Origin of the sequence: Nocardia sp. NPDC058497 (assembly GCF_042720195.1) — a bacterium.
In the GTDB taxonomy this organism is placed as follows: domain Bacteria; phylum Actinomycetota; class Actinomycetes; order Mycobacteriales; family Mycobacteriaceae; genus Nocardia.
Genome location: NZ_JBHXMY010000020.1, coordinates 1 through 10,521, shown reverse-complemented (window position 1 = coordinate 10,521; position 10,521 = coordinate 1). Strand labels below are relative to the sequence as shown.

10 protein-coding genes are annotated in these 10,521 nt (G+C 67.6%); 9 read left to right on the top strand and 1 reads right to left on the bottom strand.

The features are described from left to right. Positions 1-131 precede the first annotated feature (131 nt). The 3 genes from ACFWPJ_RS02930 (at position 132) to ACFWPJ_RS02920 (ending at position 4,102) form a co-directional block, all read left to right on the top strand. Positions 132-1,790: a protein kinase gene (locus ACFWPJ_RS02930; RefSeq protein ID WP_378846323.1), complete on the top strand. Its 1,659-nt coding sequence runs from the start codon at positions 132-134 to the stop codon at positions 1,788-1,790. A 26-nt stretch (positions 1,791-1,816) separates the two neighbouring features. After that, positions 1,817-2,791 carry an NADPH:quinone oxidoreductase family protein gene (locus tag ACFWPJ_RS02925; RefSeq protein ID WP_378846321.1) on the top strand — a complete coding sequence of 325 codons (975 nt, stop codon included), beginning with the start codon at positions 1,817-1,819 and terminating at the stop codon, positions 2,789-2,791. 198 nt (positions 2,792-2,989) lie between these two features. Beyond that, positions 2,990-4,102, top strand: coding sequence for a winged helix DNA-binding domain-containing protein (locus ACFWPJ_RS02920; protein WP_378846320.1), 1,113 nt, complete (start codon positions 2,990-2,992; stop codon positions 4,100-4,102). A gap of 14 nt (positions 4,103-4,116) precedes the next feature. Here the strand turns inward: ACFWPJ_RS02920 and ACFWPJ_RS02915 are convergent, their stop codons facing one another. After that, a complete protein-coding gene (locus ACFWPJ_RS02915) occupies positions 4,117-4,632 on the bottom strand; it encodes an Lrp/AsnC family transcriptional regulator (protein WP_189025654.1) in 516 nt (171 codons plus the stop codon). A gap of 140 nt (positions 4,633-4,772) precedes the next feature. On the opposite strand from ACFWPJ_RS02915, the gene hppD reads away from it, so the two are divergent. The 6 genes from hppD (at position 4,773) to fusA (ending at position 10,401) form a co-directional block, all read left to right on the top strand. After that, positions 4,773-5,918, top strand: a complete 1,146-nt coding sequence (gene hppD / locus ACFWPJ_RS02910; protein ID WP_378846318.1) for a 4-hydroxyphenylpyruvate dioxygenase — start codon at positions 4,773-4,775, stop codon at positions 5,916-5,918. A gap of 31 nt (positions 5,919-5,949) precedes the next feature. Next, on the top strand, positions 5,950-6,477 hold the full coding sequence (locus ACFWPJ_RS02905; RefSeq protein ID WP_378846316.1) for a DUF3558 domain-containing protein: 528 nt from the start codon (positions 5,950-5,952) through the stop codon (positions 6,475-6,477). Then, on the top strand, positions 6,474-7,028 hold the full coding sequence (locus ACFWPJ_RS02900; RefSeq protein ID WP_378846314.1) for a DUF3558 domain-containing protein: 555 nt from the start codon (positions 6,474-6,476) through the stop codon (positions 7,026-7,028). Before ACFWPJ_RS02905 ends, ACFWPJ_RS02900 begins: the two co-directional genes overlap by 4 nt. A gap of 273 nt (positions 7,029-7,301) precedes the next feature. Further along, positions 7,302-7,676 (top strand): 30S ribosomal protein S12, encoded by a 375-nt coding sequence (rpsL, locus tag ACFWPJ_RS02895; RefSeq protein WP_019049359.1) that lies wholly within the window; start codon positions 7,302-7,304, stop codon positions 7,674-7,676. 1 nt (position 7,677) lies between these two features. Further along, complete coding sequence (rpsG, locus tag ACFWPJ_RS02890; protein WP_019049358.1) at positions 7,678-8,148, top strand: 30S ribosomal protein S7; 471 nt, start codon at positions 7,678-7,680, stop codon at positions 8,146-8,148. 150 nt (positions 8,149-8,298) lie between these two features. After that, positions 8,299-10,401 carry an elongation factor G gene (gene fusA, locus ACFWPJ_RS02885; RefSeq protein ID WP_378846312.1) on the top strand — a complete coding sequence of 701 codons (2,103 nt, stop codon included), beginning with the start codon at positions 8,299-8,301 and terminating at the stop codon, positions 10,399-10,401. Positions 10,402-10,521 lie beyond the last annotated feature (120 nt).

The following is a 10,521-nucleotide window of genomic DNA, read 5'->3' as shown; positions in this document are numbered from 1 at the left end:
ACACTCTCGGGGCCCCACAACACCCCCCCCCGCTGCGCCGGGACTCTCGGACCCCGGGGGGGGACACCGCGCGGGCGCCGGCCCCGTTGTCGTACATGACAGGAGCGACCAGCGCCCGGTAGCCTGCTGGGATGGCCGGCGGGGCAATGGCGGGCTCGATGTTCGGGCGCTATGAAATGCGCAGGCTCCTCGGAGTCGGCGGTATGGGGGAGGTCTACGAGGCCTACGACACCTCCAAGAATCGCACTGTCGCCGTCAAGGTGCTCAACCGCGAGCTGGCCAGGGATCCCGTCTATGTGCAGCGCTTCCGGCGGGAATCGCACGCGATGGCGAGTGTGCAGGAACCGCACGTCATCCCGGTGCACGACTGGGGCGAGGTCGACGGTGTCCTCTACATCGACATGCGCCTGGTCAAGGGCAGCGATCTCAAGGACCGCCTGCAGCGGCACGGCAGGCTGACACCGGGTGAGTCGGTGCAGGTCGTCGAGCAGATCGCCGCCGCGCTCGACGCCGCGCACGAGATCGGGCTCGTCCACCGCGACGTGAAGCCTGCCAACATCCTGCTCACCAGCACTATGTTCGCCTACCTCGTGGATTTCGGTATCGCGCACACCGACTCCGACCCGCAGCTCACCAGTACGGGCAGCGCGGTCGGCTCGATGGCGTACATGGCGCCGGAGCGGTTCGAGGACCAGCCGATGACCGCGGCGGTGGACACCTACGCCCTCACCTGTGTGCTCTACGAATCCCTGGTCGGCCGGGTCCCGTACCCGGTCAACAGCCTCGCCGGCGCGATCGGCTCGCACCAGATGGCGCCGCCCCCGCGGCCGAGCGCCGTCGACCCCGGACTGGCCTTCTTCGACTCCGTGATCGATCGCGGCATGGCCAAGCAGCCGCAGCAGCGCTACGCCACCCCCGGCGACCTGGCTCGTGCCGCCCGCGCGGCCCTCGTGCAGGCCGAGCGCTCGGCGCCGAGCACGGCGCCGGGACCGCAGGTGGCTGCGGCGACCGTGGTTCCCGCGCCGCGGTCGTGGGACACCGGTGAGCCGCCACCGCCCACCGTGTCGGGTCCGCAGGTCGTGGTCACGCCTGCCGCCGCTCCGCACCAGCAGTGGACGCCGCCGCCGGGCTACCGGATGGCAGGCCCGCAGCCCACTCGCGCCGGCGGTAACACCCACCCCTCCGCGCCGCTACCGCTGCCACCGCAACGCAATTCGTCGACGCCGATCCTGGCCGGCGCGCTGGGCGCGCTGATCGTGGTCGCCGCGGTCGGCATCGGGGTGTGGGTGATGCTGGGTGTCGGCGACGACAAGAAGACCGTGGCCGATCCGCCGAACACGGCGACGAGCGCCGTCATCCCGCCGCCGCCACAGATCGAGACGGTCGACCAGACCGTGCCGACCACCCGGGTCGTCACCTCACCGCCCTCGCCGACCAGGACGACCGTGCCGCCGCTGCAGTCGAGCGTCTCCGGCGCCGACGGCCAGGGCTTCGTCAACGGCAGCCCGCGCTGCAACGACAACGACGCCGCGATGACCATCGCCCGCACCACCGGCTCGCGCGTGATCATCTGCCATACCGGCGACAACCGCTACTACTACAAGGGCGCCCGAGCCAGCAACGGTCTCGGCATCGAACTCGACGACCCGGTGCCCACCGGCGGCGGCGGATTCACCGCGACCAACCCGACCGACGGCACGCAATACCAGCTCACTCCCGCGGGCCTGACGATCATCAAGGACGGGTCGGTGCTGGCCAGCGAGCAGGTCACGGAATTCGCCCATCGCTGACCGGTTCGCCGGGATATTGTTCGATCATGCGCGCAGCCCAGGTCGGCAAATTGGACGGTCCGTCGGCGATCGAGATCGTCGACCTGCCCGAGCCGGTGGCCTATCCCGGCGGGGTACTGATCGACGTGCACGCGGCGGGCATCGCCTTCCCCGATGTGCTGATGACGCGCGGGCTCTACCAGATGAAGCCGGGCCTGCCGTTCGTCGTCGGCGGCGAGGTGGCCGGTGTCGTGCGCGAGGCGCCGGAGGGTTCGTCGCTGCGCCCCGGCGACCGCGTCGCCGCGCTGACCATGCTCGGCAACGGTGTCGCCGAGGTGGCCGTCTCGCCCGAGCACGCCGTGTTCAAACTGCCCGACAACGTCTCGCTCGAAGCGGGCGCGGGCATCCTGTTCAACGACCTCACCGTCCACTTCTGCCTGACCAAGCGCGGCCGGATCACCGAGGGCGAGACCGTGCTGGTGCACGGCGCCGCGGGCGGCATCGGCACCTCCACCCTGCGGATGGCAAGGGCGCTCGGCGCGGGCCGGGTGATCGCGGTGGTCAGCACCGAGGCGAAAGCCCAGGTGGCCAAGGCCAACGGCGCGTCCGATGTGGTGCTGACCGAAGGCTGGCTCGCTGCCGTGAAGGAGCTCACCGGCGGTCGCGGCGTCGACATCGTGCTCGACCCCGTCGGCGGCGACCGCTTCACCGACAGCGTCCGCTGCCTGGCCGGTGGCGGCAGGCTGCTGGTCGTCGGTTTCACCGCGGGCGAGATCCCGACCGTGAAGGTGAACCGCCTGCTGCTCAAGAACGTCGAGGTCGTGGGCGCGGCCTGGGGCGAATGGGTGATGAGCCACCCCACCTACCTCGCCGAACAGTGGGCCGAGGTCGAACCGCTGCTCGCCTCCGGCGCCATCCCCGCCCCCGAGCCGGTCCTGTACCCGCTGGACAAGACCGCCGAAGCCGTTGCCGCGCTGGACAACCGGACGGCGACCGGCAAGGTGGTCGTGCAGCTGCGCTGAGTTCGGCGCGCCGGTCGGCCGAGTTGGTCGCGACGCTGACGCTGAGCTGAGAGTGACGCTGCGCCGAGTTTGTCGCGATGGTAGACCGAGCCGGGCGTGACGCTGCGCCGTGCGCCCGATGCTCGCCGCACGGAGCCGGAGTGTGTCGTAGTCGGGCGGTATCGTCCAGCTCGTCACCGGGGGAGTTGGAGGAGTCGCATGCAGCTGTCGAATCGGGTGCTGAACCGGACGCTGCTCGCGCGTCAGCACCTGCTCGAGCGGTCGGCGCTGACGACCCCGCAGATGTGCGACCACCTCATCGGCCTGCAAGCCCAGGACGTACCCCCGCCGTTCGTCGGATTGTGGAGCCGGATCGCCGGCTTCGATCCGGCGACGGTGTCGACGGGCCTGGAAGACCGCTCGCTGGTGCGAATCACCCTGATGCGCGGCACCATTCACCTCGTCACCCCGCCCGACGCACTGCGCATCGCGCCGCACATCCAGCCGGAGCTGGAGAAGACGCCGTTCCGCAAGGGTTTCAACTACGGCGCGATGGTCGGACTAGATCCCGACGAGGTGCGCGCGCACGGCGAAGCGACGCTCGGAGACGAGCCGATGGCCACCGCCACGATGCGCGCCGAAGCGGCCAGGATCTACCCCGATCGCGACGCGGGCGCGGTCGTGCAGACCTGGCTGTATCAACTGCCCGTCCTGCAGACACCGCCGCGCGGCCGCTGGCGCGACAACAGCCGACCGGTCTGGTCCCGCGTGGAACCGTGGCTCGGTGCGCCGCTTGACCCGAATTACCCGGTGGCCGAACTGATCCTGCGCTATCTGCGTGCGTTCGGCCCCGCGTCCACGATGGACATGCAGGCCTGGTCGCGCCTGCCCGCGATGAAACAGGCCGTCGCCGACCTGGGCGACAGGGTCCGCACCTACACCGACGAGCGCGGCCGGACCCTCTATGACGCCGCCGACCTCGACCTCGCCGACCCCGATCTACCCGCCCCGGTCCGCCTGCTGGGCTGGTACGACAACGCGCTGCTGTCCCACCAGGACCGCACCCGCATCCTCGGCGACGACTCCGCGCCCCCGCTGCGCGCCTTCGCCTCCTGGGTCTCCCCGGTGCTGATCGACGGTTTCCTGGCCGGGATATACAAGATCTTCGTCAAGTCCGGCACCGCCCGGCTACGCATCAGCCCGCTGCGCCCCTGGACGAAAACCGAAGCCGCACAGGTCGAATCGGAAGCGGCCGCGCTGCTCGCCTTCCTCGAACCGGAATCCGCGCCCGCCGTGGAGATCCTGGCACCCGGCGCGGACGTCCGGCCGTGACACCGCGGGGCCGCTCAGCGCGGCTCGCGGTAGGCGGGCGCCTTCGCGGTGCCCGCCGGGGTCAGGGTTCGCAGCAGCGGCATGGTGCGCCGCGCGATCACCGTCGACAGCACGATCACGCTGTGTGAGCGCACCACCGAACTGGTCCGATCGATGCTGAGCAGCACCGACTGCAGCCCGGCGTGCGAGTCGGCGCCGATCCGGCACAGCACGTCGCCGGAGCCGGTCGTCGCGTAGGCCTCCAGCACGCCGGGGATGGCTTCGAGCTCGGCGCTCACGGTGTCCAGCGCGCCCTGCGCGATCTCCAGCGTCACGAAGGCCTGCACGTCGAATCCGGCGGCGGTCACGTCGATCTGCGGATCGTAGGAGGCGATCACCCCCGACTCCTCCATCCGGTTGATCCTGGCCTGCACCGTCGCCCGCGCGACCTTCGTTCGCCGCGACAACTCGAGGATCCCGGCCTTCTGGAACTGGTGCATCGCGGTGAGGATCGCGAGATCGAGTTCGTCCAGTTTCGCCGGCGTACGCATCGCAAGGCCTCCGTGTCTGCGCGATCAGGTGCTATTCAAATTGTCCACCATCGGGCCGCGATCGGTAGCCTATTGTGTCAGCCTGTTCAGCCTCCGACGGAGTAGTTGCCCAGCTCGCCCGAAACGAGATTTCCTAGGTCATGACCATTGAGCAGCAGCTCGTCGGGCTGATCGAGCATGACGACAGCGTCGATCCGTTTCCGGTGATCGGGTGGGACGCGCTGGTGTGGGTCGTCGGCAACGCGACCCAGAGCGCGCACTTCCTGCAGTCGGCGTTCGGGATGCGGCTGGAGGCGTACTCCGGTCCCGAGACCGGCGATCGCGACCACAAGTCGTTCGTGCTGCGCAGCGGGGGAGCGCGGTTCGTCGTGCAGGGCGCGGTCGATCCCGACAGCCCGCTCGTCGCCCATCATGACCGGCACGGCGACGGCATCGTCGACATCGCCCTCGAGGTGCCCGATGTCGACCGCTGCATCGCGTGGGCGCGCGACCACGGCGCGCGAATCCTGGTCGAACCCCATGACGAGAGCGACGAATTCGGCACCGTCCGTTCCGCGGCGCTGGCCACCTACGGCGAGACCAGGCACACCCTGGTCGACCGGTCCGGGTACTACGGGCCGTATCTGCCGGGCTATGTGGCCCGCACGTCCACCCATCAGCGACGCACCGCCCGGCTCTTCCAGGCGATCGACCACGTGGTCGGCAATGTCGAGCTCGGCATGATGGACCGCTGGGTCGACTTCTACCGCGACGTCATGGGATTCACGAACATGGCCGAGTTCGTCGGCGACGACATCGCCACCGAGTACTCCGCGCTGATGAGCAAGGTCGTCGCCAACGGCAACCACCGGGTCAAGTTCCCGCTCAACGAACCGGCGGTGGGCCGCAAGCGTTCTCAGATCGACGAGTACCTCGAGTTCTATCGCGGCCCCGGCGTCCAGCACATCGCCCTGGCCACCGGCGACATCCTCGCCACGGTCGACGCGCTGCGCGCCGAAGGCGTCGAATTCCTGCAAACCCCCGACACCTACTACGAGGACCCCGAACTACGCGCCAGGATCGGCCACGTGCGAGTCCCGGTGGGGGAGTTGCAGCGCCGCGGCATCCTGGTCGACCGCGACGAGGACGGCTACCTCCTGCAGATCTTCACCCGCCCGCTCGCCGACCGCCCGACCGTCTTCTTCGAACTCATCGAGCGACACGGCTCACTCGGCTTCGGAAAAGGCAACTTCAAGGCCCTCTTCCAGGCCATCGAACGCGAGCAGGAGGCCCGCGGCAACCTGTGAGCCCGGCGGCGCAGCCACTAGAGTTCATGGCATGCGGATCCCCTCGGCGATCATCACCGGCATGGCCCTGGTCGTCATGCTGACGTCGTGCGGATCGGGGGGCGACTCCGATACGCCGACCGGCCCGAACCGACCACCACCGAAGGTCGCCTCGCTGGGACCTTTCGTCGGTGAATGCGGACACGTCACCGACGACGAGGTACGCAATCTCGCGGGCCTCGGCCAGATCTCGCGCGTGTACAAGAACGCGACCGGCTGCAACTGGCAGGCCGCCGGCTTGAGTTCGCCGAGCGTCACCTTCGCCTCGTACCGGGGCAGCCCGATCGAACGCGAGAAGGCGTGGGTGTCCAACGTCGGCCGCAATCCGCAGACCATCGATGTGGGCGGTCGCGCCGGCTTCCAGGCGCTCGACCCCCAGGGCACGGTCTGCGATCTCGCCGTCCAGCTCGACGATGACTTCTTCGAGTGGTCCATGTCCACCGGCCTGTTCGCGACCGGCGGCAACCCGTGCGACCGGACCAGGAAACTGGCCGAGCTGACCGTGGGACGGCTCGAGTGAGCGCGCGCCGGGTCGCGGTCGCCGCGACGGCCGCGCTGCTGCTCACCGCAGGGCTGGCCGGCTGTGCCGAGAAGGTCCAGGGCAACGCGCAGCCGCTGGGCGGCGGTGGCGGTGGTGAGGCGATCAACACCGACTTCGACAAACTGCTGCGCGAGTGCGACGTGGTGGCCGTCGACAAGATCGGCGAGATCGTCGGCAACGCCACCTACGTGAACGGCTCGTTCTCCGGCGCCGTCTGCATGTGGGAGATCGAGGACGCCCCCGGCGGCGGGGCCATGGCCACCCTGAACTGGTACGAGATGGGTACGCTGAACAACGAGAAGACCACCAACGACAAGTTGGGCTATCTCACCGGCGACATCACCGTGCAGGGCCGCAGGGCACTGCAGGTGCGCAGGCCGGGCGACAACGACTCCTGCGGAGTCACCGCACCGGCCGCCGATGTCGGGGTCGTCGGCTGGTGGATCAACTACAAGCCGGGTTCGGCCCACCCGGATCCGTGCGCCGCCGCCCAGAAATTGGTGGAGCTGACCTTGGATCTGGCCCGGTAGAAGCCTTGCCGGTCCACCCCGCTTTGACCCGGATTCGGGCACGCGGGTATCGTGGATCCCTGTGCCCGGATTGCTACGGGCAAGTTCGTGCGTGAACGTAGGCCAGCGAGAGCGGCCGGAACGTTCCAGCGTGCCCAGAAAAAGGGCCCTGAGCTGCGCGCGACACGCCCGACCGCGGGTAAACGGAAACACGGTCGGACGTGCGAGTGAAAGCTCGATGAACTGAAGACACGTGTTCCGACAGCCGCAATTACCAATAAGGAAAGCCGGTCTATGCCAACCATCAACCAGCTGGTCCGCAAGGGTCGCCGCGACAAGGTCTCCAAGACCAAGACTGCGGCCCTGAAGGGGAGCCCGCAGCGTCGTGGCGTGTGCACTCGCGTGTACACCACCACCCCCAAGAAGCCGAACTCCGCGCTCCGTAAGGTCGCGCGTGTTCGCCTGACCAGCGCAGTCGAGGTCACGGCGTACATCCCCGGCGAGGGCCACAACCTGCAGGAGCACTCGATGGTGCTCGTCCGTGGCGGTCGTGTGAAGGACCTTCCCGGTGTCCGCTACAAGATCATCCGTGGCTCGCTGGACACCCAGGGTGTGAAGAACCGCAAGCAGGCCCGCAGCCGCTACGGCGCCAAGAAGGAGAAGAGCTGATATGCCACGCAAGGGCCCCGCACCCAAGCGTCCGCTGATCAACGACCCGGTCTACGGGTCGCCGCTGGTCACTCAGCTGGTCAACAAGATCCTGCTGGACGGTAAGAAGTCCACCGCCGAGCGCATCGTCTACGGTGCTCTCGAGCAGGCGCGTGAGAAGACCGGCACCGATCCGGTCGTCACCCTCAAGCGTGCGCTGGACAACGTCAAGCCCGCCCTCGAGGTGAAGCCCCGCCGCGTCGGTGGCGCCACCTACCAGGTGCCGGTCGAGGTCCGTCCGGGCCGCGCCAACACCCTGGCCCTGCGCTGGCTGGTCAGCTACTCCCGCGCCCGTCGCGAGAAGACCATGGTCGAGCGTCTCGCCAACGAGCTCCTCGACGCCAGCAACGGCCTCGGCGCTTCGGTGAAGCGTCGCGAGGACACCCACAAGATGGCCGAGTCGAACCGGGCCTTCGCGCACTACCGCTGGTGATTGCCGCCCGGCCCGTCGCTAGTGTCGGCGCCGGAAGGCTTTCAGTCGGGACGCGGCACTTCGGTGCCGCCCCCGGCGTTGACATTGTGACGACCCGAACCAGGGTCGTTCCCGAGAATTCCAACTAGCTAACGAGCGGGGAAGATTTCCGTGGCACAGGACGTGCTCACCGACCTGAACAAGGTCCGCAACATCGGCATCATGGCCCACATCGATGCGGGCAAGACCACCACTACCGAACGCATCCTCTTCTACACCGGTATCACGTACAAGATCGGTGAGGTCCACGACGGCGCTGCCACGATGGACTGGATGGAGCAGGAGCAGGAGCGTGGTATCACCATCACCTCCGCCGCTACCACCTGTTTCTGGAAAGACAACCAGATCAACATCATCGACACCCCCGGGCACGTCGACTTCACCGTCGAGGTGGAGCGTTCGCTGCGCGTGCTCGATGGTGCTGTCGCCGTGTTCGACGGCAAAGAGGGTGTCGAGCCGCAGTCCGAGCAGGTGTGGCGTCAGGCCGACAAGTACGACGTGCCGCGTATCTGCTTCGTGAACAAGATGGACAAGCTCGGCGCCGACTTCTACTTCACGGTGCAGACCATCAAGGACCGTCTCGGTGCCAAGCCGCTGGTCATCCAGCTGCCGATCGGCGCGGAGAACGACTTCGAGGGCATCGTCGACCTGGTCGAGAACAACGCCAAGGTCTGGAAGGGCGAGACCAAGCTCGGCGAAGAGTACGAGGTCGTCGAGATCCCGGCCGACCTCGTGGAGAAGGCCGAGCAGTACCGTCAGGAGCTGCTCGAGACCGTCGCCGAGTCCGACGAGGCACTGCTGGAGAAGTTCTTCGGCGGTGAGGAGCTCTCGATCGAGGAGATCAAGGGCGCCATCCGCAAGATGACGGTCAACTCCGAGCTGTACCCGGTGCTGTGTGGTTCCGCGTTCAAGAACAAGGGCGTGCAGCCCATGCTCGACGCGGTCATCGACTACCTGCCGTCCCCGCTGGATGTCGAGGCCACCACCGGCCACATCCCGGGTAAGGAAGAAGAGCTCGTCACCCGCAAGCCGAACGTCGACGAGCCGTTCGCGGCCCTGGCGTTCAAGATCGCGGTGCACCCGTTCTTCGGTGAGCTCACCTACGTCCGCGTGTACTCGGGCAAGGTCGACTCCGGCTCGCAGGTCGTCAACTCGACCAAGGGCAAGAAGGAGCGTCTGGGCAAGCTGTTCCAGATGCACTCCAACAAGGAGAACCCGGTCACCACCGCCTCGGCAGGCCACATCTACGCCGTGATCGGTCTGAAGGACACCACCACCGGTGACACCCTCTCCGACCCGCAGAACCAGGTCGTCCTCGAGTCGATGACGTTCCCGGACCCGGTCATCGAGGTCTCGATCGAGCCCAAGACCAAGTCCGACCAGGAGAAGCTCGGCACCGCGATCCAGAAGCTGGCGCGCGAAGACCCGACGTTCTCGGTCAAGCTGGACGCCGAGACCGGCCAGACCGTCATCGGCGGCATGGGCGAGCTCCACCTCGACATCCTCGTCGACCGCATGAAGCGCGAGTTCAAGGTCGAGGCGAACGTCGGTAAGCCGCAGGTGGCCTACCGCGAGACGATCACCAAGGCCGTCGAGAAGCTCGAGTTCACGCACAAGAAGCAGACGGGTGGCTCCGGCCAGTTCGCGAAGGTCATCATCGCGGTCGAGCCCTTCGTCGGCGAAGACGGTGCGCACTACGAGTTCGAGAACAAGGTCTCCGGCGGTCGCGTGCCCCGTGAGTACATCCCGTCGGTCGACGCGGGTGCCCAGGACGCCATGCAGTACGGCGTGCTCGCCGGCTACCCGCTGGTGAACCTGAAGGTCACCCTGCTCGACGGCGCGTACCACGACGTCGACTCGTCGGAAATGGCGTTCAAGATCGCGGGCTCGCAGGCCCTCAAGGAAGCGGCCCGCAAGGCCGGTCCGGTGATCCTCGAGCCGCTCATGGCGGTCGAGGTCATCACGCCCGAGGATTACATGGGCGACGTGATCGGCGACCTCAACTCCCGCCGTGGCCAGATTCAGGCCATGGAGGAACGCAGTGGTGCCCGTGTCGTCAAGGCGCTGGTTCCGCTCTCGGAGATGTTCGGCTACATCGGTGACCTGCGGTCGAAGACCCAGGGTCGCGCGAACTACTCCATGGTGTTCGCCCAGTACGCGGAGGTTCCGGCCAACGTGTCCAAGGAGATCATCGCCAAGGCGACCGGCGAGTAATTCGCTTGCCGGGGCCAACTAACCTTTGCCCCGGCAACCCGGCGTCAGAACCACCCCCCATAAAAACCCCACAGCAGCAAAAAATCAAGCACAAACAACTCCAGGAGGACACCAGTTGCG

Excerpts from the sequence above, each read along its gene's own strand:
- ACFWPJ_RS02930 (WP_378846323.1), top strand. The coding sequence starts at position 132 with ATGGCCGGCGGGGCAATGGCGGGCTCGATGTTCGGGCGCTATGAAATG.
- ACFWPJ_RS02925 (WP_378846321.1), top strand. The coding sequence starts at position 1,817 with ATGCGCGCAGCCCAGGTCGGCAAATTGGACGGTCCGTCGGCGATCGAG.
- ACFWPJ_RS02920 (WP_378846320.1), top strand. The coding sequence starts at position 2,990 with ATGCAGCTGTCGAATCGGGTGCTGAACCGGACGCTGCTCGCGCGTCAG.
- ACFWPJ_RS02915 (WP_189025654.1), bottom strand. The coding sequence starts at position 4,632 with ATGCGTACGCCGGCGAAACTGGACGAACTCGATCTCGCGATCCTCACC.
- hppD (WP_378846318.1), top strand. The coding sequence starts at position 4,773 with ATGACCATTGAGCAGCAGCTCGTCGGGCTGATCGAGCATGACGACAGC.
- ACFWPJ_RS02905 (WP_378846316.1), top strand. The coding sequence starts at position 5,950 with ATGCGGATCCCCTCGGCGATCATCACCGGCATGGCCCTGGTCGTCATG.
- rpsL (WP_019049359.1), top strand. The coding sequence starts at position 7,302 with ATGCCAACCATCAACCAGCTGGTCCGCAAGGGTCGCCGCGACAAGGTC.
- rpsG (WP_019049358.1), top strand. The coding sequence starts at position 7,678 with ATGCCACGCAAGGGCCCCGCACCCAAGCGTCCGCTGATCAACGACCCG.